This is a genomic window from Flavobacterium algoritolerans (assembly GCF_030010385.1).
Lineage (GTDB): Bacteria > Bacteroidota > Bacteroidia > Flavobacteriales > Flavobacteriaceae > Flavobacterium > Flavobacterium algoritolerans.
The window spans coordinates 1-25735 of sequence record NZ_JASCRZ010000007.1 but is presented as its reverse complement, the minus strand read 5'-3'; the positions used below and the strand labels follow the sequence as shown (position 1 = coordinate 25735).

Sequence of the window (25735 nt, the reverse complement as noted above, 5' to 3'; positions counted from 1 at the left end):
TTTTTAAGATAATGTCTGAAAATTAAACATAACTTCAATTTTTGTTCCTTCTCCAATTTTTGATTCGATATTAAATTGACCTTTTAAAGAATTCGCCCTTTCTTTCATATTGTTTAATCCAATGCCCCTTTTTTTATTTTTAATATCAAATCCTTCCCCGTTATCACTAATACTTAGTTTTAAAACATTGTCATTCCTCTTCTGAATTCTTATTTCACAATTTTTTGCATTTGAATATTTATTAGTATTTAAAATGGCCTCTTGAATTATACGATATAAATTTATCTTGTATATATTTTGAATAGCTGTCCATTCAAACGTTTCATCATTTAGATATTTAAACTGAGTACTACTTATATCTTTTTGATTTTCAATTAAACTTGATAGCAACACATTAAAATCATTGCCTTCCAAGAAAGAACCTCGACTTAAGTCATGTGATATCGTTCTAATCTCATTTTCAATATTTTGCAATTCAAAAATATATTCCTTTCTTTTTTCAATTATTTTTGTGTCAATTTTAGAATTGAAAAAACCTAAATTCATTCGGACACCATAAATTTTATTCATTACGCCATCATGCAATTCTTTTGCTATTTTAGCTTTCTCATTCTCTTTTGCAACATTTATTTTTTCATGTTGCTCAGTTAACAGTTGGTATATTTCTTCATTAGCTTTTTGTTGTTTCTTTAAAAACCGTAACTCATTATTTTTATATTTTAAATATCTTATAACAATAATTATTATCAATAATAAAATTAATCCAAATGAAATAATTAAAATGTAAAAGTTCTTTTTTGTCAAAACTTTATTTTCATCCTCTATCCTTGAAGTTTCATATTCAATTCTGGCATACTTATTATGAGTATTTTTTTGAACTGTATTAATACTGTCACTTACTTTAATATATTCATTTGTATAAAACAAACTTTTCTTTTTATCTACTTTGGAAAGTAATTTTAATGAAGTTAAAATTTCATTACTGCTTTTAATTTTAATTGCTAATTGATTCGCTTCTTTTAAACTTTGAATTGATTTTATAGTATCCTTCTGAGTTAAAAAATATTCTCCAATATGTATCTTTTTGTATAAAATATCAGACTCTATTCCAATACTATCAACAATTTTTAAGGATTCAAAAAACATTGACTCTACATTTTCATAATCTCCATTTCTCATCTTGGAATAAGCCAAATTGCTCAAAACATTGGCATATAATCTAGTCCATTTTTTTTTTAACTCTTCTGAAAGTAAAGCTTGCAATTTTTTTATTGACTTCGGAAATTCGCCTTTTAAATCATGTAAATTGCAAATATTAATAATAGAAGTTACATTGTAATTATTTATTCCATCTTTATCATTATCATTAATTTTCATTTTTTCTAAATCACTTAATGCCACCTTGTGATACCATAATGCCTTATCGTAATTAACCAATTTCTCTAAACAATTACCCATTAATGTATTACAAGAATAAATCAACTGGTGATTTGTAGATTTTTTTAAATACTGCAATGCTTTAGAAATTTCAACTTCGCATTCTACATAATTTCCATCATAAAATAAAACATAAGCTTTATTGAATAGCATTCTACCAACATTATCATTGTCCTGAATTTTTTCGTATACTTTTTGAGCTTTCAAATAATAAAAATAAGCTGTATCTTTTTTTGAATTTTCATAACAATCACCCACATAATATAGTGATTTTGCAATTCTAATACTATCATTAGAATCCTTTGATAATTGCAAAGATTTCAAACTTACATCTAAAGATTTTTTAGGATTATTTATATAATAATATTCAGAGGCTATCTTTAAATACAAATCTCTGACAGTAGCATCATTTTTTTTAGATTTTAATGAAACTACTAAAGAATCTAAATATTTCTCTTTTCTATTTCCAGATAAATCATCAATATGACTTTTATCAAATAAAACGGTTGTACTTTTTTTACAGGAAAAAATAAAAAAAATTAGAAATAGACAAAAAAATTTAGTTCGAGTAATCAAAATACAATTATTATTTTAAAATTTCAAATATAGTATTTTGAAATAAAGAAGACTATGTAATTCATAAATAAATCTCATAGTCTTTCTTCAATTAATTATAATTAAATAATTAGTTTCTCGGTGGTTTTGGATTACTTGGATCTCCTTCTACAGCGCTTTCCTCCATACTAAAAATCACAGTAGTTGAATCAATTGTTTTTTCATTTAATCCATTTTTAAAAACCGCTTGTGGTGTAATTTGAAAATTATTATTTTTAACTTCTGGAATCTCGTAAACATCATCATTGGAACATGAATAAGTTAATAAAGAAATAGAAACAAGTCCTGCAATATATAATTTGCTTTTCATAAAAAATTAATTTAGTTTAATATTCTCTCAAAAAAACAGCTATAATTTCTTTCAATTTTACGGTATAACCGTAATATTTAATTATTTTTGTGTGAAATTGGATAAAAATGAACATGTGCCTTAATATTTTGATAGTCGATGATCACCCTATGACAGTCGATAGTTATATTAACCTGCTATCTGATACCGATTTTCAAAAAAACGACCCGACTTTTATAAAGAGCTATAATTGTGAAGATGCTTACAACAAAATAAATTTTCAACTAAAACAAAATACAAAAATTGATTTTGCTTTATTAGATATTAGTCTTCCTCCTTATAAAGACTTTAATATTAATAATGGCATTGATTTGGCTATACTCATTAGAGAAAAATTCGCAAATTGTAAAATAGTTCTTCTTACAATGCATAGTGAACCCTTAATTGTAGATAAAATCATTAAAGAAATAAAACCTGAAGGATTCATTTCAAAAAGTGACATTAACTTTGAATTATTTCCTATTATTTGTAAAAAAATTCTTGAAGGTGATATATTCCGAAGTAATACCATAATAGAATCTCAAAGAGAATTATTTAAAAGAAACATAAATTGGGATATTCATGACAATCAAATTTTAACCTTAATTTCTCAAGGAGTTAAAACTGTTAATCTTCCTAACTACATTCCTCTTTCTATGAGTGCTATAGAAAAAAGGAAAGCAAACATAAAAGATCAACTTTTAAAAGGAAAAGGCAGTGATAAAGATTTAATTGGTAAAGCTAAAAAACTAGGATTATTATAAAACGGCTTACTAACGGTGCTGAACAGAATATTCGATTTAGGATTCCAGATTGGAAGTTATTCTCAGTCAGTTGACCTTGCTAATGGCTTATTGCTCTATGCAAATGGTGTTACTTCTAGCGTTAAAGGATATTTTAAGTGAAGTAATACGGGCGTAAACAAGCCTCTGGCCTATTCAGTAAGCTATATAGGCCAATTAAGAAAAACCAGTATTAATGGTTACTTTATATATAGGGAGCAGCGCTATGCCAATCACCCACAATGCATAAATGAAGATAAACTACTACCTGTTTTAAGTATAAAAAAATGAATAGCTACCTAAAAGAAATAGCGGATATTTGTGGCATTAAAAAAGAATTAAGCTCACATGGCCAGACATACTTTTTCAACCTCTGTAACACTTACAAATGGAGTGCTAATTAAAACCGCAAGCAAAATGTTGGGTCATAAAAATATTCAGACTACTCAACATTATGCTAAAATACTTGATAAAAAAGTGAGTGAGGATATGATGATTTTAAGAGATAAATTTGAAGCTAAAATTTTAATTTAAGTTCCAATGTAAAAATTGTATTAAGTGAATTACCTCCTAAAAACATCCCTAAACTGATACAACAATCGTTCTATTAATCTTAAATCTTCAGTGACAATTTCGGCTGAACCCTTCATTTCTTGTTGAAAAGGAATTGTCTTGTGGTAGGAAGTTTCAAGTTTTTGCGACAAGGCTACATCAATCAATAAATTACCGGCTGAGTCTGGCGTAAGTGAAATGTTTTTAATTTTTCCTTTCAACATTCCAAATTCTCTGTCAGGGAAATTTGATAATCTAATATTTACGACTTGCCCTATTTTTATTTTTCCGGAATTTAGTGCTGGGGCTTTTAATTTTCCAATATATCCTTTCTCTAATCTGGGAATTATAGAAAAAACATTGTCACCCGCATTTATGGTTTGGTTTTCTGTCCAAATTTGTAAAAACGAAACTTTACCGGAAACAGATGATTTTAATACATAAGCCAATTCCCAGTCTTTTATTACTTTCTTTAATTGATAAAAAGATTGCATTTTACTACTCTCCAGATTAACTTCTTCTTTAGTTCCTTTGATTTTTGTGCCTTTACTGGTTCTGTCATTTTCAATCAAAGATGATTTTAATTGCGAAATACTACTCAATAAGTTTTTATACCCTTTCTCGGCTTGAAGATATGCTAATTTTTTACTCTCAAAATCCTGCGCAGAGATAACACCTTTACCAAACAAAGTTTCATACCTATTTATATTACTTTTTTGCAATTGCAATTCACTTTCGTTGAGAGTTTTTTGTTGCTGCAAAAGGTTTAACCTTTCTCTAATTTGAGTATTTTCTGAATTTTGCGCATTATTTTCTACCTGAAAAGGTTGTAAATTGGTGTTTAATTCATTGGCAATATAGGCTGAATGAAAAAGAGCAAAGGCACTTTCTATATCTCCGAGTTGTACATTTTTTATCTTTTCAAAATCAAATTCATTTCCTTCCGAATGGTCTTCTAGGATGCTTTTAAGTAAAAACACATCTTTATAATCAGCCGTATTTTGAATAATAGCCAATGCTGCATTTTCTTTGACAATAGATTTGTCCTGTACCAAGATCGTTTCTATTCTTCCTGAAGTTCTAGCCACTAACTTTTCGGGGGGAATAGTCGTTGTAATGACAATTTCAGTCGACACGATATCTGGATATTTTACAAACCAGGAGACAAAACATAACATTAAGATAATCGCAAAAATCAAAACAGTTCCCCAACGTATCATCCAATGCGGGACACGGGTAAGTATATCTTGTACTTCTTCACTTCGTAATTCGAATGTAGTTTTGTTATCTGCCATCTTATTAATTTCCTAATTGCAATTGATTTCTAACCAATTCAAAATAATTTCCTTTTTGTTCCACCAATGCGCAATGATTCCCCATTTCAATAATTTTTCCTTTATCCAGTACAACAATTTGATCTGCATTCATAACCGTACTTAATCGATGAGCAATCACAACCACTGTTTTGTTTTTAAAAAAAATATCCAGTTTCCCCATAATTTCTTTTTCATTGTTAGCATCTAAAGCCGAAGTGGCTTCGTCAAAAAATAACATTTCAGGATTTTTATAGACCGATCTCGCAATCAACAAACGCTGTTTTTGTCCCGTACTCATGCCTACTCCTTCTGAGCCTATTTTGGTGTTATATCCCAAGGGCAAACTCGAAATAAAATCTTTTATGTTGGCAACATCAGCGGCATAAATCAATCTCTCTTTATTAATAATATCTACTCCCACGGCAATATTATTGGCAATGGTATCATTAAAAATAAACCCTTCCTGCATTACGGCTCCAATGTTATTTCGCCATGTCTTCTGGGAAACATTCTTTAAAGAAGTATTACCTATGCTAACTTCCCCTTTATCAGGCTCATAGAATTTAAGCAACAATTTCATTAGAGTGGTTTTACCGCTCCCGCTCACCCCGACAATTGCAGTTACTTTATGAGCAGGAATGGTCAGATTTAAATTTTCAAGTACAGGAATAATCGAACCCAAATAGCGATACGACAGATCTTTAATTACAATATCGCTATCTTTTGGAATATCATGCGTTTGATGAATTTCTTGTTGCGCTTCGTCTTCCTTGTCGTGAATTTCAGATAGACGGGTTAACGATATTTTGGCATCTTGTAGTTCCCGAACAAACTCAATAAGTTGAGTAATGGGACCATTCAAACTCCCAACGATAGAAGTTATTGCCATCATCATCCCCAAAGTAATGGATCCATCAATAACCAATTTTGCCGAAAGGAAAATAATAAAAATGTTCTTTAATTCATTAATTACAGAAGAACCAATGGTTTGTGTTTGTTCTAAAACCAATCCTTTTATAGAAACCCGAAACAATCGTGCTTGTACATATTCCCATCCCCAACGCTTTTGTTTTTCGGCATTGTGCAATTTTATTTCTTGCATCCCGTTGATGAGTTCGATGACTTTACTTTGCTCTTGGCTTACCTGTGAAAAACGTTTGTAATCCAATTCTTTTCTTCGTTTAAGAAATAGAGTAATCCATCCAAAATAAAGAATACTGCCCGAAAAAAACACAAAGAATATTTGAAGATTATAATAGGCCAGAACGCCTCCCATAATAAACATATTGATTACCGAAAACAATACGTTTAAGGAAGAAGTAGTCAATATTTTTTCTATACGATGATGATCATTAATGCGTTGCATAATATCGCCAGTCATCCTGACATCAAAAAAGGAGATCGGCAAATTCATTAATTTGATAAAGAAATCCGAAATCAGGGAGATATTTATTCTTGTCGAAAGATGTAACAATATCCAACTCCGGATGAGTTCTAACCCCGTTCTTCCAGTAAATAGAAACAATTGCGCAAACAGGATTAAATAAATAAAATGAATGTTCTGATTTTGAATCCCTACATCTACAATACTTTGTGTCAGGAAGGGAAAAATAAGCTGCAACAAACTGCTAGCTACCAAGCCAATGCTTAATTGCATTAAAAAAGATTTGTACCGCAATACATATTGGGATAATAAGCCAAATCCTAATCCTTTTTGATCTTCCTTATCAAATTCCGACTGAAAGAATTTTGGCATAGGATCAAGTAATAAGGCAATCCCTTCTTCTGTGATTTCATCTGCATTATTTCCTATCCAGAATCTTATAAAATCAGTTTGATTGTATTCAAGCAATCCAAATCCAGGATCTGAAATTTTAAATACATATTCTGTATCGACATTTGTATAATGTTTCTTCTTTTTAAAAATATTTTTTACAGTACGTTTTTTATATTTTTCAATTTCATAAAGCACCACATAATGCTCTTTATTCCAATGCAAGATACAAGGCAAAGGTGCTTCTTCTAATAGTTTCAGGCTCACTTTTACACCCAAACTACGAAAGCCTATTTTTTCAGCTGCATCACTTAGAAACAATAAATTACTTCCCTGACGAGTGGTTTCGCTAAAGTCAAGCAATTCTTGTATATTAATAACTTTGCCATAATATTTTGCAATTATTTTCAGACAAATTGGCCCGCAGTCTTTAAAGTCGCGTTGTGTATAGTGAGGAAAATCAGACATAGAATTTTATAAGGGACATAAAAACAAACTGGATAATTAGAAATCAATATTTCAGGTATTTTGATAGGTTTAATTCACGTGATTGAAAAATTATTTTATTCACAGCTTATTCAAATGAAAGAATTGAATGGGTTTCACTATCTAAAAATCTTAATAACTGGTATCCAATTCCGGAAGAACCGTTAAAAAAACCAGGCTTATAGAACCTCTCTAATTTATACCCATAATCCCAACCTTCTTTCGTGCTTTTTCTAATAAGTAATTCTAATTGATTAACGATCTCTTTGTGGTGAGATGTGTTTATCAATAAATCAATATTACCTAAATTCCCATAAATGAGTATATCTTTATTATTATCAAAATTATATTGAATAGTTTTACTAATTGACAAATTCATATCATCCAATAATAGCTTATTAAACTCTGAATCATATAGTTCACTCTTCAATAATTTATTTCGGACTAAACCTATTCCGGGAGCACCATGAGACCAGGCGACAGTATTTCCTTTCATCTCATTAGGAACGAAATCCCTGTTGTCTACCCAATTATTCGTTTCTTTATCAAATAATGTATTTTCAAAAAGAATGCTTTTTTTAACAATTTCAAGATAAACTATATTTTTTGTAATTATGTAGGCTTCGTGAAAAGCCAAAGCATATCCAGAAGATCCGTGCGCAACACCGGCAAGAGGCTTTTCATGATGCTGAGAAAACCAAAAAAGATGATTTGATGTCGATTTTGATAAAGCAATTAATTTATCACAGCAATCGTTTATTAGATTTAAATTTTTCTTTTTGTCATAACAATGTTTGTGATATTTACACAAAGAAATTACAAGCCCTGCATTTCCTCTTACTATAGAATTATATGTGTCATCAACTATTAATTTGCTTATATTTACTTTTCTTAGAAATCTCTCCAAGTCATATAAATTTTTAGAATCTAAAGTAATTTCATAAAGTATTGTCATAGAATAAATAACGCCTCCCAATCCGGTAAGAAGTCCAGTGTCTATATTTTCTAAATCAATATTTTCTAAATAGGTAAGGAAGCTTTTATATATTTTGTCGGCAAATTCGTAATATTTATCATCACTTACCTTTTTTGAAAAAGCAAAGAAAAAAATAGCATCTCCTAATACTCCATTAAGTAAGCTAAAATTTGACTCTCCTATAAATGTAAAACTCTTATCAGAATCAGACCCTGACAGAATGTTTATCCATGTTGCACTATCATTATTTTGAAATGAAATCTCAATCAAATTATCTGCTATAGTATAAATTTCATTTAAAACTATATCATTTAGGTTTTTCATTTATCGATAATTTTTAATTAATATAAGATATTATGGATGCTTTAATTATCCATATTTGCCTTTTTTTATCCTCTAGGCAAATATTTTTTACGCTTTTTTCAATATTTTCCTTTGGAGAAATGTCAAAAAAATTACCGATTTCTTTATTTTCAAAATCAAAAATACTGTTCGAATTATAAAATGTATAGAAATAAGGTATATCGAGATTTAAAAGGCTTTTTTTCTCAGAAATTATGACTTTTTCTAAATATGAGGTGCCATTAACTTCAAGCCATAAACCATCTAAATGCATTTCCAGTAAAAATCCGTTTGTCATCAGATAAGGATGATATGATTCTCGTAAAAGATGCGAAAATGTCAACGTATTACGGGTTATAAAACGAATCTTTGACATTGAAAAAAAACCATTAATGATTTCAAAAAGATCTTTTTTATTTTCTAATAAGATTTCATAAGAATCACTAAATCCATCTATAATATCATTTAAAAAATGCTGTAAATTAATATCATTCTTATACGGTAAATTTTTACTTTCATCCATATAATCATCTTCGTCCATTATTCTACCTTCTTTTATACTAATTGTGTTCTTTTTAAATGGTGATTTCTGTTTTTTGCAATTGGTTAGTCCGCCAAACTCCAAATATCTATCACCTCTAAAAAAACCAAATGGAAGTAATCCCACATCAATAACACTTTTTAAGGAAACATTTTTAGTCTTATTAATTGTTGGACTTAGAAGTGTTTCCATGTCAATTATCATTGGAGTTCTCGAAACACTTATGATATTTTCATAATGCAAATCGTTTCCATTCAAAATGTAGAATAATGAGAGATGTACGCCCGCTTTATAATAAAATTCTTTTAATTTTAAAGTATCGTCAGTTTTCTTTTGGACTATATATTCCTGCCATCCGTAATTATTCCTAACAATTACTTTTGGATGTTTTATTATATGTTTAAGTCTCTTATTTTTGTTAAATAATAACTCTATAATTCTTGAGTATGAGTCATCAATTAATAAAGAATGTGGTTTATAAAGCAATTTTAAGTTATCATTAAAAATGACTATCGTAACTGATTTTCCAAAAATATGCCTGTCTCCAAGACCAAAATTTAAATCTTCAAGAGTTTTGTTTTTTCTAACTATATCTTTTATATCCTCCCAATCATTCTCTAAAGCCGATAAAATTTCGATAAGAAAGTTATATGCTCTTTTAATCTCATCATTGACAAGCCTTATTAATAAGGGGTACTTATTATAAAAATAATATTTATAATGGCGATTGGATAGTTTTGAAATAAACACTGCTAAATCACAACCGAATTTTTCTTCAAATGACTTATACTCATGAAATATAGTTTTTTCAGATATTTTAGAGATTAATCCTAACAAATGATTTCGATAAGACTGTAAAATCTTCTCCTTATTTATAGAAAAAAAAGTATTGTAATAATTCAAGTCTTCAGCAACTTCAGCAAAGTTTTCATGTAAAAAATTATCAAAAATCAGCAGAAAATTTAATTCAAGATCATTTTCATTTCCAGCTTTCTTAATTTCAATATTTGAAATTATATTGTTTTTTGATGAGATGATAGTTTCTAATATTAACTTAAAACTTTCAATTGTAATATTTTCTTTTAATAATTTTCGTTCAAATAAGCTTGTATCACATAATAACAGCTGCTCTTTCCATTCATCAATTAGTAAATTGACCTCTTCATTGTCAATCCTTTTAGTTTCATTTTTATTAAACAAAACTTTCTCTTTAACCTCTTCAATAAATAACTGCCTCATAACTTTTTAATAAATATTTAAAAATTAAATCAAATAAAGGCTGTCAAAACTCAGACAGCCTCTATTCAAATAGGATTTAATTCTAGTATAACCACTTCCAGCAAGACTCTCCTGTACCATTACAATCTCCACTATATGTGGACCAAAATCCTTCTCCAGGGTAGCCTCCTCCAACATTAGAAAGTAATTTTTTATCCATTTCTAATTTACCGGCAAATTTTTCAAAACTTGCTTTAGAGTTTTTTACAACATTTTTTTTCTTCATAACTATAAATTTAAATATTATTACCTACTCTGTTTAAGGTTTTTCGGTTACCGCCTATAAAATTCGCATTTAATGATGCAATATATAATTTGTACACTCCTGAGTACATCAACACATAATTCCAGAAAATAAAGTTTACAGCCTATAATAACTCCGCCACCTACTTTTTCAGTAGCTTTTAATTTTATAGAGGATTATTTTTGGTTTCACGTTCCACAACAATCAACACTTCAGTGCAAGTGTATATTATCATTTAGGCTTTAAAATACTACTAAAGGCATTGCAGTAAAAATCAGTTCCTGTGATCGATTTAATCAAATTACCTTCTAGCTCATTTATCAAGGTGTCCATTTTACTTTCAAGAATTTCCAATGTACCATATAACTTCATCGCTACTTTATCTTTCATCAATTGCCCAACTTTTTCTACTCGGTCCAATTTAGGACAATAAGCAGAAAATATTATTAGTCTTATATTTGTCGGTTGCACTATGTCTTTACTTAAGTGAAATCCAGTATTATCGATTACTATTATTTTAAATCCTTTATGTTTATGCTTAATTCTTATCCATAAATTTAACATTCATATTTTCTAATCACAACCAGCATTCTATTGTATCGCTTAATTTAATCACTACTCTAAAGGACTAATAGTGCTCTTCATTTCTATTCTCAATATTTCATACAAAGTCAAAATCTTTCCTTAAATTATCTAAATATTAATTATTAACATTTAAGCATAATCGATTTTAAGCGAAAATAAGAGTAACGCTCATCTAAAAATTACGGACTTTTTAGATAAAAATTACGGGTTTTTACTTACAACACACAAAACATTAATAATGCACCAAATAACTACACGAATTATTATTTTAAAAATAATTTCTTTCTTTAAAACCTATGTAAAAATAACATCGCTATGTCTTTGTTCAATAAACATGTATTTCTATGCTGTTTCGACTCAGTTACCTTTAGAGGGCTGATGCAAGGTCTTTTGAATTTTAATAAGTTTAGAGTGGTACAACACCAAAGCACAAATGCAGTTTCAACTCCATTTCCTTTGGGGTATTGAAGCGGGCTTGTATAATTTAAATTTATTTATATTTTTTAAATCTAACTCGAATGGCGTGAAAAATTATATTATTCACAAAAAAGGTAACGAAATTATTTTTTAAAGAGTTGTATATTCCGTATCTAACTGGAAAGTAGAGTAACAGTTTGATTGGAAAATTAAAAAATAAAGCATACATCGAAAATGCTATTTCTAAAAAATTACATAAAATTGCAAAATGAATTTAAAAGACCGATTTGAAGTTTATAAATATCGAAAGAAATACCAATGAAGCATAACGTATTGTAAATTTCTACAAAAAACCAAATTCAATCTGATCATTTTTGAATAACCATTTTTAGGATAATATTTAAAAATTAAACATAACTTCAATTTTTGTTCCTTCGCCAATTTTTGATTCGATATTAAATTAACCTTTTAAAGAATTCGCCCCTTCTTTCATATTGTTTAATCCAATGCCATTTTTTTATTTTTAATCACTGTTTTCCGATAAAAAAAGAAGCCAAATTAATGGCTTCTTAGTAAAAATCGTATTTTAGTTTTGCAAAATTAAAAAGACGATGGGTAAAAATAGGTATTTTTCGACTAAATCTGTTTTCGGACAGCTGATTTCTTTACTAGACGATTCGATGATAAAAGAAGCTGTAAAGAAGCATAATTCGGATAGGTATGTTAAACGCTTCAAAAGTCAAGACCATTTATTTAGTATGATTTTTTGCAGCTTGGTGAAGTGTAATTCTTTACGTGAAGTTGCAGCAGGAATGCTTGGCCTGTCTGGGAAGGAGGGGACTTTAAAATTGAATTGCATTCCTAAAAAAAGCACTTTGGCGGATGCTAATAAGAACAGAAAGGTTGATTTTTTCGAAGAAGTCTATAATTTGTTACTCAAGAAATATAGCTATGTTTTGTCGGACAGCCGAGTTAAGGATGCCTTAGGAAAAGAAGTTAAAATTGTAGATAGTACAACAGTTAGCTTGTTTAAAGATATTTTAAAATGCGTTGGTAGGAAGCCTGCTAACGGGAAAAACAAAGGTGGAATAAAAGCACATAGCGTGATTAATGCCGATGAGAAAGTGCCGAATTTAGTTTGGTTTAGTTCTGCGGCAACACATGATCATCAGTTTTTAGAAAAGTTGAAATGCGATGAAAAAACTGTCTATGTATTCGACAAAGGCTATAATGATTACAAGGCTTTCGAGCATATTACAGAACAAAAAACAGGTTTTGTAACCCGATTAAAAGACAATGCAAAGTACGAGATAACCGAAATAAGAGCGATTTCAGAGGATATTCACAGTGGAGTTTTGTCGGATGAAATTATCGAAGTCGATGTAAAGAATGGCAAGTCCATATCGAAATTAAAATTAAGAAAAATAAGGTTTTATGATAGAGAAAATAAAAGAGCGTTTGAATTCATCACTAATTTATTTGATTTTAGAGCCGACACAATAGCTGCTCTCTATAAAATACGTTGGCAAATAGAATTGCTTTTCAAGCAAATTAAACAAAACTTTCCATTGAAATATTTTTTAGGAGACAATGAAAATGCAATTAAGATTCAAATTTATTGTGTTTTAATTGTTAATCTTTTGATGGGAGTGATAAAGAAAAGTTTGAAAAGAAAATGGGCTTTTTCTAATTTGGTTAGCTTTTGCAGAATACATTTATTCAATTATATCCATCTAACTAAATTTTTAAATAGCCCCGAAAACGACTGGGAAATGGATACAGGGGAAGATGGACAACTTAGTCTTTTTGAGGACAATTCAGAAGTTGTATTTTTGAATACGGCATAAAAAATAACTCCTGAGAATTCAGTAATCGGAAAAAAAATATGTTTTTTCTCAATTATCAAATTCTCCAAAGTGTAATAAAAAGTAAGCTACTACGAGATAAACTCTCGCTAAGCCCCTAAATATATAGGATAATTAACTTTTAATAGTTTTTTACCGGACAACAATGATTTTTAATATCAAATCCTTCCCCGTTATCACTAATACTTAGTTTTAAAAGATTGTCATTCTTCTTCTGAATTTTTATTTCACAAAACTTTGCACTTGCATATTTATTAATATTTAAAATGGGCTCTTGAACTATGCGATATAAATTTATATTATATATTTTTTAATAGTTGCCCATTCAAGTGTTTAATCATTTAGGTATTTAAAATGGGCAGGAGTAGCCTATAATTTAGAAGCGCAAGTACCAGGTAAAAAAGAAGGGATTTTAAAACCTTTTTCTGAGCTTTCAAAATCTGGTAAAGTAGTCAATGCATATATCGCCTTGTTAAAGGCAGAAGATTTTAGTGAAAAAAAAATATCTTTTTTAAATTTTTAATTTAACCTCATAGTTTTTCTTACGGTTATTACAAAATTGAAGACCACTTAATAATTAACCGATCATTTACTTTTTCTAAAGTTACTTTTCTATTAATTGAAACTAAAAATGTCACTGTTTTTTTAGTTATTTCAATTATAAACTTTGACTTGTCATGCAGGCAATTATTTAATAGATATTCAATTCTAAAACAAGTATTTTTAAGAATCTTATTTTTAATTTCAAGTTGTTGCTTTTCTTTAATTTAAAATTTTAATTTAATTGTTAAATAATATTCAGCTATTCTTAATACTACAAAGAGAATAAAAGCAATAAATAATTTTACAAAAAACTTCATTTTAGCTTGTTTAGGTTTATTTGAATTAACCAATGTTTTTATGCTTTGAATAAGTCTCTCTCTATTTAACCATAAAATAATTAAAACTAAAGATTGATATACTATAGCAGCTTTCAGTGCTGCTAAATGCACTTCGAAATATATATCCTGAAAAATAACGTTAACGAGTATAGTAGATACAAGTAAACAACCAATAATCCGTGTTTTTTTGACCAAAATCAGAATTCCACCAATTATTTCTATAAGACCTAAAGTCAAAGCATAGGATTTGGAATAACCATAAAATGCCCACATCAATTGCATTCCGGTCATTTCAGAAACAGTTTTATCAATTTCTACTGCTCCATCAAACTGATTAATTTTAGCTGCTCCATAAACGAACATAGCAAGTATTACAATCCAACTTATAGCATTTTCAAATATTTCAGTTTTGTCTTTTTTATTAAAATTCATCCTTTTGTTTTTTTAATTTGTTACCATGTCAATCTGCTTAAAAACTCAAAAAGTTTCTAAATTCGTTAGTAATTCTGTAAATGTAATTGATTTGTCTTATAAAAAAAAAGTTATCTAGAATACTTGAAATTTATTCTAAAAAAATCCTATACAGAATTATTAGCCAATAAATCCTTCTCACATTCTCCCTTAATTACCACTTCGCTTTAATAAATCTGTATTATTTTTAATCTGAGTAGTTCACATACTTTTTTACTTTACTCGAAAATTTGCGATATGCGTAAAAGTTTTAATGGTTTGTGTGGGATCGTGACTAATGAATTAGGAAGATTGGCACATAGACACCATATAATTTTTAAAAGAAATTGTCATGACAATTTCTTTTGATGTAAATTTTCATCTAAAATATCTAAATCTTCCGATACAAAAGTATTCTTGATATAATACAAAATTTCATATAGCACATTCAAATGTATAATTTGTAGGGTTTTTTAAAGATCTCATAATGCAGAAAAGACTTAGCTCCATCTTTAATTAAATGAATAATTCTAAAATATAGTATTCTAGCAGTAGTTGGAAAATAAGCGGTTGTGCTCGATTGCGTTAACAGCCCACAAAAGTATGTTCACGCAATCGAGCACAACCGCTTAGAACGCCCCGTAATTACCTGACGAAGGGAAGAGGAATTTCGGGGCGGCGGGTATCAACCCACCATAATTGGCTCTAACCTGAAGTTGGCAAGGTTGAGAAAAAATCCCCTATGTGCTGTCATACCCTCACGAAACAATTTCAAAAGTAATGATGCTTCCATGTTGGCAAGCGTTGAATTAATAAACAAATTCTGTTTTTCCAATGGCTCGGCAAGGGAACAGCTCGGCTCATTTTTATCGGCCTGTGCTTCGAGTAGTTCCTTAAATTCATCGATAACCATTGGAAGATTGGAGACAGTCCTGTATAGTTTTGAATTCGGCTGTTTGATTTCTCCTATTGTGGGGAGCAGGGCTTGTCCTATATTTCTAGCGTTGCCTATGTCGAGCCAATATAAGGATTTGGAGCATTCCCAATTGATAAGTCCTGCATAATCCTTTAAGAAACTTGCAATATCGAACCGCGCCGATACGGTATCTACACAACTAATGTAAATGTTTGACCTGCCACGATTGGGAAGGGATTTCAGATTGGGAGTACTTAACTGTTCCGTGACAGCTTTACAGTAGTCTGCCTGCTGTACCGCTTCGGGTAAGTTGGTAACGGTTATGTTTTTTCTGTCTTTATCTTCTATTTGTATCATGGTGCAAGAATTTAAAAGAACAGGCAGGTTACTGCCTGTCCCAGTTAGTTAATTAAGAATTAAAGCGTCCGAACCTTTATTGGCAAACTCCAAACAAAGATTAAAAGCCGACTGTGTACGTATCTGACCTGTACCACCCATCAAAAGTGAGGTTAACTTGGCTTCATCATTTTTATAATTTCTAACATTTTGAAAATACCCCGTCACGGCATTGTACGCTCCGAATACCGTTCCTTTTGTCGTATCCATTAATTGTGTAGGGTCGCTCATGGCATATTCGTAGGCACTGTCTACCATGTTAGTAAAACAGGTTGAGAGTTCCTCCTCCCTACCCTCCTGTATGGATTTCAATACTTCCTTATTGGGAACTAGAGCAGACTGTATCAATTTTTTTACTTCGCCGTCCGTAATGGGCACTTTTGTCCAATGATTGAAAATGGTTTCCAACTGTGCCGATAACATGTCGGATATCCCCATAACTTTGTGAGCCTGTTCCAAACGTTGTTTAGCATTAGAGGTATGACGAATGCGCACCGTATTGGTTTTGTTATTCATTGCTGCATTAAGGGTATTGGCGCATACGATGCGAATTGGTGTAAATGCGGCGGTTATGCTTCCGCTTCCATCATGTGAGGTAGAAAGGAAAAGATATTTTTCAATTAAATCGTCATTCCCCACCCGAATGTAATCAGGTAATTTTGCGGTTATAAAGATGCGTTCTCCTTTCCCCAAAGCTCCTGCAGTCTCATATAGGATTCCGTCACCGCCTACTATGCTGTCGAAAAAAGAAAAGGCATCTCTGTTTTGTACGATTTGATAGTCTTTGCCCACCACACCCAATACCGTATTGTTGTCCGTGCGTATGGTACTAAAGTAATTAGGTACTTCGATTTTGCTGTCCATGGTTTCATTGGTCAAATTGATTCCCTCTGAACTAGACGTAAACAACTTGCGTTTTTCTACTTCATAATCCAATCCTGCGAATTTAATTGCTTCTGCACTTTTGGGATAGTCCGAAATTATTTGCCCTAGATTGTGCCAAGCTTTTTCCTTAACGCTGAAAAAACTGTGTTTCTCTGTTTGCTCGTTGTAATTTATATTATGTGCCATGATGTTAAAAATTTAAGTGATTAGATTATTGTTTGGATTAAAAAGACAAATCGTCTGCTGTTTCAGATTTCTTCCTCTTTGCTATGGAAGACATCACACCGTTTTCTATTAGCTCGGTTTTTTTTGCAAAAGTCAAAATTTTGATGTTATTGGTGTGAAACGTGAGGCTACTTATTGGTTTACCTTCATGGTTACAATACACATTCAACCCGATAAGCCCAAACAATTGTACGAGTACTCCTTTTTTTAGCCACTCCGCTGTCTTTGCATTAAACCAATAAGAACAATTGATATAGGTAACGACTCCCTTTACCTCGGTACTCCCTCTGGGTTTATAATTGTCATTGATGGCAATACTAAAATTGACCACCTGTTTGTCGTTGCTCACTTTGTGAACAGTTGAATTTGCTGTAATTCTGCCTGTAATTTCCATAAATTTTAATTTTTAACGATTGCTATTATTTACTTTGTCTTTAACCCTCCGCTCTGCAAAAAATCTTTTCAAAACGAAAAAACTGGAAAAAAGAAAGCAAGAAATAAGTGGACTAAGGATGCGGAGCGCTATAAGTCCCAAAGGGTGGCGCAGCCATTATGCGCGTGCAGCATACGACGGACACTATCTTAGCTGCCCTTTTAATCTGTTTCGAGTGGAAATTTGATTAAAACTTCTTAATAGAATTTAATTGGAATGGAATTCTACTGCAAGTATGAAACGGCGAAAAAACATAAGGCAGTCTTTGGTGTTCCTTGATTTAAGGCAAAGTGCTAACGGAGCCAACCCCGATGACTGTGCGAAGAGCGACACCGCTGAAAAAATAAAGGGCGACAGACATCATACGGCTGGAATGCAGTGGAGCGTAGCCTGTGGAGTAAAACGGAATGAAGCGGTATTGTGGATGTAGTAGCCCTGCCGAACTTAGGGTAGAGAACGGGTGAAGATGAGGAACGAAGCGGCGCAATGAAAATAACTGCTTATTTTCAAGCTGCTATTTTCATTGTGCTGCGTAGTGTCTGCGTAATGGAGGGAGGAGGCTTTTTCTGCCGACGACCGCCTGGAGCTGCCGAACGGAACAAAGAGAACGACCGAAGAGAGACCGCTTGATTGACCGTGTTGATTATTAACTGAAAGTTGTTTTAAAACTAATTTCACTTTAATGAGGCAATTTATTAAACTCATAAAAAGTACTCGAGCCATTTGATCCAAAGATTTTTAAAACCACTAATTCTGTTAACACTTTAAAATCTCTACTCGTGTTGCATCTGATTCTAATTTTTATTCTGTAAATTTTATTGTCTAAACTTTTCAAAGGCTTTATAGATATTGGAATACGAAGGGCTTTCATCTCCAAAACTTTTTGATCTCAGAATAGCTGTTTCTAATTTGTTGTCGGAACATAGGTCAGACACCCATTTTTCTTTTTCAAGAAACATGGTCTTTTTGTCATAATTTTCCATAAACGCTTTCAACCCTTTTTCAACATCTTTCGAATTATTAAAGTGTCTGTTTGTGTTTTGATAATGGAGTAAAAACCAAAACTCAATTGAGGGTAAACTATCACAAAAAATAACATTTTTTTTCTTTTCGTGTTTTTTGAGTAAAGCAGTAAATTTCTTCTTTTCAGCTTCTACACGTTCTGAAACATCAGTGTCAAAAACACATATTGCAATACCATTGCCATCAATTACTTCCGATATTTTACGATCCATATCTTGCAATGAAGTCGTACCGAAAAAATACGGTTTCAAAGTATATCGATAACCATACAAAGTACGAATATGCTTGAAATAATATTGTTCTGTGATGCCTTCTCCAATCAAAGTGATAATTGGTGCTTTTTGAGGTCTCTTTCCTATGCTTCTACTCATTCCTTGACTTTATAGATTTATTTTAGGAACACCACCAAATCTACCACTTCGATAGGCTTTTTGTAAAGATGCAATTCTATTCAATCCCGTAAACTCAACCAACGAATAGAGTTCAGTTGCTCCTGATTCGTTTTTTTCTGTAAACCAAACTGAATCTTTTCGGAATAGCTGATCTATTTCATTCAACAAAGGGTCGTAATGAGTTGTTATTAATAATTGTGAACGATTGTCTTTTTTTTCAAGAAATTTTTTAAGTACAAACTCTATCAGATTTGGATGAAGAGACGATTCAATTTCATCAATTACCATTAGTGATTCTTCTTGTAGTGCAGAGTAAATAACCGATTCCAGACCTGTAATACGACGTGTTCCTTCAGATTGCAAACTTTCTGATAGATAATACTTTTCTATACCTCTATCATTTGTGACTGTATGTTCAAAATCAGTTTTTAGATGGGTTATGTTTTTTTCTTTTTTCAAACGTTCTTTTTCATCATCAGGTAATCTATCTGACTTTAAAATCATGTCTAAGAATTCTTCTGGAATATCTTTTTTTATAGATGTAGTTTCAATATTAGAGATATTGAAATCTGCCTCTTTTATAAATTCTAAAAGATGTCCTTTTAAATCATTGTCTTTAAGAATTGTATGTTCGGCATAATCGAATAGGCTTGAATTTGGAGTTACTACATTCATGACGCTTTGTTTCAGCCATTCACGAGCTTCATCAACAATAGGAAGAGCCACATTTACCTGATTTCGGGCCGCAAAAAAGGACATGTTAGGTAAACATTTTAGGTTTATCTCCTCTCTTGCCACAGCACTTATTTTTACTGCTGGTGTATTAAAATTAACAACTGATACGTTTTTTACTATTGTACGATCGAAAAGTAAAGTAGGTTGTACGCTGCTGTAATAATACAATTTCTCGGAAATGACCTTGTGCTCATCAAGTTCCAATAGATACCAATATTTTACATCTTTCACGTAAAATTTTAGCGAAAAATTAGAGGGTTGCTTTGGAGTAATTTTATCGAATTTAAAAGGAACAACACCTGTTTCTGCGGTGACATCATTCTTTCTATCAAACCAGAAGTCATGGAGAAACTCAATAGCATTCAATAAATTAGATTTTCCAGAAGCATTTGCTCCATATACCATCGCAAACCGTAAAAGTCGTACATCGGGAGCTACTTCTACAACTTGATATTCTTCAAAGGTTTTATCTTTGGTTGCTTCGAAACTAAATGTAACTTCCTCTTTGAACGAGAGGAAGTTACTTATTTTTAATTCTTGAATCATTTATAAAAGGAATTGTAATTTAATGCAAAAGTATGGATAAATCCTGTAACTATTTAGGTTTAAATTGGTTTTTTGACAAAAACACGCAATACTTAAAAATAAAACTACAAATAATCAATTATTATATTATCATCATAAGCTCCATTTTTGCTAATGAGTGTTTCAAGTGTTCCTTTAAAATTTCGAAGCTCATGTTGAATCCATTCAACTTTTTCAATATTTATACCCAATTCAGAAGATGGAACAAAATAATCCATTAAATTGTCAATCGTCTGTAGTGTGGTTGGGATATCCCAATATTTGTTCTGTTCATTTTTATATTGAAAAGCTATTGGTCTATCTCCCGTAGTTTGAATGCTTTCATTTTCAGTTTTATATTTCGTAATTTTAGCATTAACGTCAGAAATATTTTTTGGTATTAATATTTTGATTTGAAATGTAGGAGACAGTTGATAATGTTTTTTAGCGAAAGGCATTATAAAGCTTTGAAAATATCCTAAAGCAAGCGCAGCTGATGGAACTGGTTTTAAATTAAAACTTTCTTTCGTTTTTTTTATTTCCGAGATTACATTAGCTATTGTAGTAGAGATGTTTTTATCATTATATTTCACTACAGTTACACCGTTAAAATCCGAAGGAAGTGAAGTCCTATCATGTGTAATTAAAAATGCTCTTTGTAATCCTAAACTCCCTAAGAACAACCCCATTTCAAACAAAACATTATCTCGCATTACATTGAATATTTTCATGCGTTTGATAAGAACATCGTCTTTTGATGCTAGCATAATACCATAGTCATACTTGCGCGATGCTTTTACTAAACTTTCTAATGTGCCACCATTCAGTGAAAAAACTTTACCATCTCCCCATGTTTCACATTCAATCCAATCTCCTAATTCTATGTTAATTTGATCTTTAACTTGATTTGCAATTTTAATTCCCTCTGCTGATGATCCAATAAATATTTTTCGTTTCATGTTGTAATTGTTTTAATATCTGTTAATACTTTATCTCTCCCTAGAATTTGTAATTTATCTTCAACTGGAAGATGACAATTTTTAAATTTTTGTCCGCTGTTACAATAGCATTTGTCATTACGTCTTGCTTTGCATTTTATAAAAGTACTTTCACAGCATTTTAACCACAATGAAACGTCATCACCTTTGAAAAGGCCCACATAAAATACTTTAAATCCTTCTAATCCGTGAGGATATTCATTTAAGAACCTTCCTTCTCTCTTTCGGTAAAGTTGATTTGCAAAATAAGGTTTTGCAATGTCTTCAATAAATTGTAAAATGGTAATGCCGTACTTACATTTGATAATTTCATCTTGTTCAACCGTCAAACAACAAGAGGTATCATTGTATTTATGCCAATCTGGATGATTCGGTATATCACCACCAACCTCATATAATTTAGGAAACCGGTAGGGAAATTTTTCTGTTGGATAAATCTCAACAGAAAAACTCCCTACAATATCCCCATTTTCATCTGAGACATCCAATATTCCTTTCAAAAAATCTCTTCCGTTTTTGTTCCGGATATTTAGATTAGGATATTTTTTTAATACAATTGGTATCTCATTTTGGAATGACTGATTCATTTTACAACTTGAAGTATGGCATTGAAGTACCAATAGCGGCTTTTAAACTTGCACTATTTGTCGTTTCCTCGTCTTCATCTTTTCCTTCAGGGAATCTATTACCTAGATGTTTCTTCCATAAACGACTTGCAGTTAGTTTATTCTTTTCGTCTATAGCCTTTTTTGCATCATCAATAAATTTTGACAAATTGCTCATAAAGTTTGTTTTCTTTGTTTCAGAATAATTCCCGAATAAGTCATCTTTAGGAGTCGTTGGCATTATACAACTGAACTTTGCTTTTAAGTCTGTTTCAATTTCAATTAAAAGGAACTTTAGAGCAATATCATCTCTTAAATTGGATTGAAAATTTTTCATCGTAAGTACAGTCATGGATAATCCGCTCGGCATATCTTGTCGCTTATAATCACACCATGATTTAAGATACTTAACCATACGAACCATTTGGTCTGATTTTTCTTCATTGAATTTAGTCATAAATTCTTTAGGATCATCTATTTGAAATCCAGAATCTTTTACCGCCAAATTAGGATGAGAGTCTTTTTCTTCATTAAAAACCAAAACAGGTAAATCAATATTGTATCCTGCTTTGTAATCAATTGTAATGCATTTTTTTCTGTGTTGAGGAGTTGCATCGGTTGTTCCATCTACAGCTTTCTTTACCCAGCTTTGGAGAGTAGTCCCAGTAACATTATCTGGATTTTCTTTGAAATAAACACCATCATCTAAATCGCAAGTATCATCTTTTGTTCTGATTAATGTTTTTAATTTGTACGAACCTTGGATATAAAATGTTGGTTTGTAGTTTGGATGATTTACTGAAAAATAATCTTTGATTTTGATTCGAAGATTATCTTTTGAAGTCATTAAAGCTTTTTTCTTGCTTGCAGTAATGTTCAGTTCACTGTCGAACTGTTTGAATAAATGATCTAAATTTGCCACAGGCGTTTTTTTTTTGAATTAATAATTGTTTTTTAAAGGTTTTTAATGAGAACCTTTTTTAAAACTCCCTTTGATTACTTCTTGTTAAAAGGACTAGCACCTTTCGATGTGTTCGGTGTTGATCTATAATGAGCAGGTACTTTAGTACCATCATCCTTTTTGTGAGGATGTACATAGACCTTCTTTTTACCATCCTCTGTTTGAGCCATAATATAAGATTTAGCGAATAATATTCAGGAGAACCTCAGATCTCTCTCTTGATCTTTTTGTTGTTTTATATTCTAAATCAACATTTTTTATGCAAATATAAGAAATAAAACATATAAAACAATTTTATTTCCAAAAAATGCTTTTTTTATGTAAAATTTAAACATAAAAATAATAAGTAATATGTTTTTATGTTTAAAACAAACAATTATGTGCTGGATCTAGGACTATTCATTGCTAATTTTTTTTTTCCTCTTGATTAATTCTTAAACAAATCTTCCTTACCATTCTTATCCGCATAAAATGCTTTAACTTTTTCAATTTCCAAACCATTTATTAATTCATCAATTTCCTGTGCTGAATTGAAAACAAAACGGAAGCCGTCACTTTTAATATATTGGTTTGAACTGGATTGCAAGGCATCGCTATCAATAATCAACAAGTATTTATCGTTTATTATTCTAAAGCGTGCTGAAATGTTAACTGAATAATCAAAATTCCATTTGCCATAAAGGAATGCACCTCTGTAATTCAAATTCTTGTATTCAATTTTCTTGTCAAGTTCAGTTACTTTATTTTCTATCGCAGTTTGTTTCCATTTTAAAAAATTATCTTTTATACTTGAAAGAAATTCAATGAATTCCGGAACTTCTTTATTTTTTAGCATTAACGATGCTTTGCTACTTGAAGTGTCTGAAGAGAAGCAATCAATATAATAATCAAAATCTCCTTTCTCGTTAGGTTTACCAGCTTGTATTTCAAAGTTTTTTGACAAAAATGTCGAATTATAGGTGGCAATTTTTTCCTGTCCAAATACATTTCCATTAAACATAAAAGTCAAAATCCCTGCGATAATCATAATTTTCTTGTACATACTATTTTCTTTTTAAATTAGATTACAAAACTATTTGCTATTGGTGCAGTCTATTTGCATAGTTTAGTTTTAAATTTACCCTATCAAATTTTTCAACTATGGCTATCAACAAAAATGCTCTTATTCGTTTTCACGCTTTGGACAAATGCTTTAGCAATTTCAGTAAGAAATTTTATTTAGAAGATTTGCTTGAAAAATGTAATGATGCTTTGCATGAACTCAATCCTGAAGGGGATGGTATAAAAAAGCGACAACTTTTTGAAGATATTAAGTTTATGGAAAGTAGTCAGGGTTGGTCTGTTCCGTTAGATCGAATTAAAGAAGGTCGGAAAGTATACTACCGTTATGAGACTTCCGATTTTTCTATTAACAAACAACCGATGAATGAATTGGAGGCCGAAAAATTGAAATCGGCTTTATTGGTTTTGTCCCGTTTTAAGGGAATGCCACAATTTGAGTGGGTTAATGAATTGATTTTAAAATTACAAGAAGCTTTCAAACTGCAATCGCACGAAAGGGAGATTATTAGTTTTGATGCCAATGAATACCTTAAAAACATTCACTTTCTAGGTGATTTATTCAATGCTATTTTGTACAAAAAAGTATTGCATGTGGATTATCAATCCTTCAAAAGCGATGTGATAACTACATTAGAAATTCATCCTCATTATCTGAAACAATATAATAATCGCTGGTTTTTGATTGGAAATAATCCGGAATTTGAGAATTTAACCAATTTAGCTTTGGATAGAATTGTTTCTTTTACGGAAATAGACAAAAAGTATCAGGTTTCCTCAATTGATTTTAATGCCTATTTTGATGATGTCATTGGGGTTTCTATTTCGCCAAATGCGGTAATTTCAAAAATCATCATACAGGCAACCGCTGATTTAGCACCTTACATTATAACCAAACCGCTGCATGGTTCACAGAAAAGAATTAGTATTGATAACGACGGTTTTACTTTTTCTATTGAAGTGATTCCCAATCATGAATTGGAAAAACTAATTTTATCTTTTGGAGAGGGATTGAAAGTGATTACGCCCGACTTTTTTAAAAACGCCATAAAGCTACGGTTAGTTAACAGTTTGGCAAATTATTAGGCAAACATAGCATTTTCATTGACCTGATTGATGACTTGAATCACTTTCATGACTTTATCTTCTTCTGGGAATATCCCAAAAACCCCTTGATCGTGTTGCTCATTAAAAGGGGCTTGTGTCAGTAATTGTTTTTCTATTACTCCTTTTTGGTTGAGGTAATTGATTATTTTTTGGATGAACGTAATTTGGTTGGCATTCAAATTCCCTTTAGAGATAAAGTCGGCAAATAATTGATTGGCGACCTCGATGTCTAAACCAATAATGTTTCGAACAAATTTACCTAATGGTTGTTCACCGTATTCTTTAATAAAACGATCTTTGCTTTCCAAAGCTTCTCTCAACAGAAATTGTTCCAATGCCTCCAATTCATTTACTGTAATAGGTAAATTTTTATACAATTTATCAATTACCAAATGGGATTTGTTTTTTCTAATAAAAGCTTCTACACGGTCTTTATAACTTTGTAAACTGGTGTAAGTAGCCAAAAGATCTACTTCTTCAACGCCATCTTGTGAAAGTTCATCTGTGAATGAAGTATAAACAGGATCGAGTTTCTTTTCATCTTTTAGGAATTGGATTAAATCACGA

The 25735-nt window shown here is 30.9% G+C and carries 22 protein-coding genes and 1 pseudogene; 4 read left to right on the top strand and 19 right to left on the bottom strand.

All coding sequences use genetic code 11. The features are described from left to right. Positions 1–3 precede the first annotated feature (3 nt). Both QLS65_RS13945 and QLS65_RS13940 read right to left on the bottom strand, forming a co-directional pair. Positions 4–2013: a tetratricopeptide repeat-containing sensor histidine kinase gene (locus tag QLS65_RS13945; protein ID WP_282718425.1), complete on the bottom strand. Its 2010-nt coding sequence runs from the start codon at positions 2011–2013 to the stop codon at positions 4–6. Between the two features lie 109 nt (positions 2014–2122). Next, positions 2123–2362: a hypothetical protein gene (locus QLS65_RS13940; RefSeq protein ID WP_282718424.1), complete on the bottom strand. Its 240-nt coding sequence runs from the start codon at positions 2360–2362 to the stop codon at positions 2123–2125. A 107-nt stretch (positions 2363–2469) separates the two neighbouring features. Between QLS65_RS13940 and QLS65_RS13935 the strand changes: the two genes are divergently transcribed. Beyond that, positions 2470–3144, top strand: a complete 675-nt coding sequence (locus QLS65_RS13935) for a response regulator (protein ID WP_282712756.1) — start codon at positions 2470–2472, stop codon at positions 3142–3144. 240 nt (positions 3145–3384) lie between these two features. Continuing rightward, a pseudogene (locus tag QLS65_RS13930) lies at positions 3385–3696 on the top strand (tyrosine-type recombinase/integrase); the annotation flags it as partial. Between the two features lie 29 nt (positions 3697–3725). Here the strand turns inward: QLS65_RS13930 and QLS65_RS13925 are convergent. From QLS65_RS13925 to QLS65_RS13900, 6 genes are all read right to left on the bottom strand, one after another. Beyond that, on the bottom strand, positions 3726–5009 hold the full coding sequence (locus tag QLS65_RS13925) for an HlyD family secretion protein (RefSeq protein ID WP_282718423.1): 1284 nt from the start codon (positions 5007–5009) through the stop codon (positions 3726–3728). 4 nt (positions 5010–5013) lie between these two features. Continuing rightward, entirely contained in the window at positions 5014–7272 is a 2259-nt protein-coding gene (locus tag QLS65_RS13920) for a peptidase domain-containing ABC transporter (RefSeq protein WP_282718422.1), read from the bottom strand. Positions 7273–7378: 106 nt separating this feature from the next. Then, positions 7379–8590 (bottom strand): lanthionine synthetase LanC family protein, encoded by a 1212-nt coding sequence (locus QLS65_RS13915; RefSeq protein WP_282718421.1) that lies wholly within the window; start codon positions 8588–8590, stop codon positions 7379–7381. Between the two features lie 13 nt (positions 8591–8603). Beyond that, positions 8604–10388 (bottom strand): type 2 lanthipeptide synthetase LanM, encoded by a 1785-nt coding sequence (lanM, locus tag QLS65_RS13910; protein ID WP_282718420.1) that lies wholly within the window; start codon positions 10386–10388, stop codon positions 8604–8606. An 82-nt stretch (positions 10389–10470) separates the two neighbouring features. Then, a complete protein-coding gene (locus tag QLS65_RS13905; protein WP_282712761.1) occupies positions 10471–10653 on the bottom strand; it encodes a hypothetical protein in 183 nt (60 codons plus the stop codon). 249 nt (positions 10654–10902) lie between these two features. After that, complete coding sequence (locus tag QLS65_RS13900) at positions 10903–11091, bottom strand: hypothetical protein (protein WP_282718419.1); 189 nt, start codon at positions 11089–11091, stop codon at positions 10903–10905. 1193 nt (positions 11092–12284) lie between these two features. On the opposite strand from QLS65_RS13900, the gene QLS65_RS13895 reads away from it, so the two are divergent. Beyond that, positions 12285–13520 (top strand): IS4 family transposase, encoded by a 1236-nt coding sequence (locus QLS65_RS13895; protein ID WP_282718418.1) that lies wholly within the window; start codon positions 12285–12287, stop codon positions 13518–13520. A 785-nt stretch (positions 13521–14305) separates the two neighbouring features. Here the strand turns inward: QLS65_RS13895 and QLS65_RS13890 are convergent. From QLS65_RS13890 to QLS65_RS13845, 10 genes are all read right to left on the bottom strand, one after another. Continuing rightward, a complete protein-coding gene (locus QLS65_RS13890; protein WP_282712763.1) occupies positions 14306–14851 on the bottom strand; it encodes a MauE/DoxX family redox-associated membrane protein in 546 nt (181 codons plus the stop codon). A gap of 703 nt (positions 14852–15554) precedes the next feature. Next, complete coding sequence (locus QLS65_RS13885) at positions 15555–16142, bottom strand: ubiquitin-activating E1 family protein (protein ID WP_282718417.1); 588 nt, start codon at positions 16140–16142, stop codon at positions 15555–15557. A gap of 48 nt (positions 16143–16190) precedes the next feature. Next, positions 16191–17252, bottom strand: coding sequence for a DUF932 domain-containing protein (locus QLS65_RS13880; RefSeq protein WP_282712765.1), 1062 nt, complete (start codon positions 17250–17252; stop codon positions 16191–16193). A 37-nt stretch (positions 17253–17289) separates the two neighbouring features. Further along, complete coding sequence (locus tag QLS65_RS13875; RefSeq protein ID WP_282712766.1) at positions 17290–17685, bottom strand: single-stranded DNA-binding protein; 396 nt, start codon at positions 17683–17685, stop codon at positions 17290–17292. 854 nt (positions 17686–18539) lie between these two features. After that, complete coding sequence (locus QLS65_RS13870; protein WP_282718416.1) at positions 18540–19118, bottom strand: RloB family protein; 579 nt, start codon at positions 19116–19118, stop codon at positions 18540–18542. A gap of 9 nt (positions 19119–19127) precedes the next feature. After that, on the bottom strand, positions 19128–20420 hold the full coding sequence (locus QLS65_RS13865; RefSeq protein WP_282718415.1) for an AAA family ATPase: 1293 nt from the start codon (positions 20418–20420) through the stop codon (positions 19128–19130). A 104-nt stretch (positions 20421–20524) separates the two neighbouring features. Beyond that, positions 20525–21397 (bottom strand): TIR domain-containing protein, encoded by an 873-nt coding sequence (locus QLS65_RS13860; RefSeq protein ID WP_282718414.1) that lies wholly within the window; start codon positions 21395–21397, stop codon positions 20525–20527. Beyond that, on the bottom strand, positions 21394–22023 hold the full coding sequence (locus QLS65_RS13855) for an SEC-C metal-binding domain-containing protein (protein WP_282718413.1): 630 nt from the start codon (positions 22021–22023) through the stop codon (positions 21394–21396). Before QLS65_RS13855 ends, QLS65_RS13860 begins: the two co-directional genes overlap by 4 nt. Before the next feature lies 1 nt (position 22024). Then, a complete protein-coding gene (locus tag QLS65_RS13850; RefSeq protein WP_282718412.1) occupies positions 22025–22963 on the bottom strand; it encodes a CBASS cGAMP synthase in 939 nt (312 codons plus the stop codon). Positions 22964–23429: 466 nt separating this feature from the next. Further along, a complete protein-coding gene (locus tag QLS65_RS13845; protein WP_282718411.1) occupies positions 23430–24044 on the bottom strand; it encodes a hypothetical protein in 615 nt (204 codons plus the stop codon). Between the two features lie 98 nt (positions 24045–24142). On the opposite strand from QLS65_RS13845, the gene QLS65_RS13840 reads away from it, so the two are divergent. Continuing rightward, the gene (locus QLS65_RS13840) at positions 24143–25147 is read left to right on the top strand and encodes a helix-turn-helix transcriptional regulator (RefSeq protein ID WP_282718410.1); all 1005 of its coding nucleotides are present in this window, start codon (positions 24143–24145) and stop codon (positions 25145–25147) included. Here QLS65_RS13840 and QLS65_RS13835 read toward each other — a convergent pair. Beyond that, the coding region (locus QLS65_RS13835) for a type I restriction-modification enzyme R subunit C-terminal domain-containing protein (protein WP_282718409.1) at positions 25144–25735 on the bottom strand (592 nt) is incomplete at its 5' end. The two genes, QLS65_RS13840 and QLS65_RS13835, sit on opposite strands and share 4 nt — an antisense overlap.

Bases quoted from the DNA above. Each gene is read 5' to 3' on its own strand.
- QLS65_RS13880 (WP_282712765.1), bottom strand. From the start codon at position 17,252: ATGGCACATAATATAAATTACAACGAGCAAACAGAGAAACACAGTTTT.
- QLS65_RS13855 (WP_282718413.1), bottom strand. From the start codon at position 22,023: ATGAATCAGTCATTCCAAAATGAGATACCAATTGTATTAAAAAAATAT.
- QLS65_RS13925 (WP_282718423.1), bottom strand. From the start codon at position 5,009: ATGGCAGATAACAAAACTACATTCGAATTACGAAGTGAAGAAGTACAA.
- QLS65_RS13920 (WP_282718422.1), bottom strand. From the start codon at position 7,272: ATGTCTGATTTTCCTCACTATACACAACGCGACTTTAAAGACTGCGGG.
- QLS65_RS13865 (WP_282718415.1), bottom strand. From the start codon at position 20,420: ATGATTCAAGAATTAAAAATAAGTAACTTCCTCTCGTTCAAAGAGGAA.
- QLS65_RS13870 (WP_282718416.1), bottom strand. From the start codon at position 19,118: ATGAGTAGAAGCATAGGAAAGAGACCTCAAAAAGCACCAATTATCACT.
- QLS65_RS13905 (WP_282712761.1), bottom strand. From the start codon at position 10,653: ATGAAGAAAAAAAATGTTGTAAAAAACTCTAAAGCAAGTTTTGAAAAA.
- QLS65_RS13885 (WP_282718417.1), bottom strand. From the start codon at position 16,142: ATGATACAAATAGAAGATAAAGACAGAAAAAACATAACCGTTACCAAC.
- QLS65_RS13915 (WP_282718421.1), bottom strand. From the start codon at position 8,590: ATGAAAAACCTAAATGATATAGTTTTAAATGAAATTTATACTATAGCA.
- lanM (WP_282718420.1), bottom strand. From the start codon at position 10,388: ATGAGGCAGTTATTTATTGAAGAGGTTAAAGAGAAAGTTTTGTTTAAT.
- QLS65_RS13860 (WP_282718414.1), bottom strand. From the start codon at position 21,397: ATGAAACGAAAAATATTTATTGGATCATCAGCAGAGGGAATTAAAATT.
- QLS65_RS13840 (WP_282718410.1), top strand. From the start codon at position 24,143: ATGGCTATCAACAAAAATGCTCTTATTCGTTTTCACGCTTTGGACAAA.
- QLS65_RS13940 (WP_282718424.1), bottom strand. From the start codon at position 2,362: ATGAAAAGCAAATTATATATTGCAGGACTTGTTTCTATTTCTTTATTA.
- QLS65_RS13845 (WP_282718411.1), bottom strand. From the start codon at position 24,044: ATGTACAAGAAAATTATGATTATCGCAGGGATTTTGACTTTTATGTTT.
- QLS65_RS13890 (WP_282712763.1), bottom strand. From the start codon at position 14,851: ATGAATTTTAATAAAAAAGACAAAACTGAAATATTTGAAAATGCTATA.
- QLS65_RS13895 (WP_282718418.1), top strand. From the start codon at position 12,285: ATGGGTAAAAATAGGTATTTTTCGACTAAATCTGTTTTCGGACAGCTG.
- QLS65_RS13935 (WP_282712756.1), top strand. From the start codon at position 2,470: ATGAACATGTGCCTTAATATTTTGATAGTCGATGATCACCCTATGACA.
- QLS65_RS13875 (WP_282712766.1), bottom strand. From the start codon at position 17,685: ATGGAAATTACAGGCAGAATTACAGCAAATTCAACTGTTCACAAAGTG.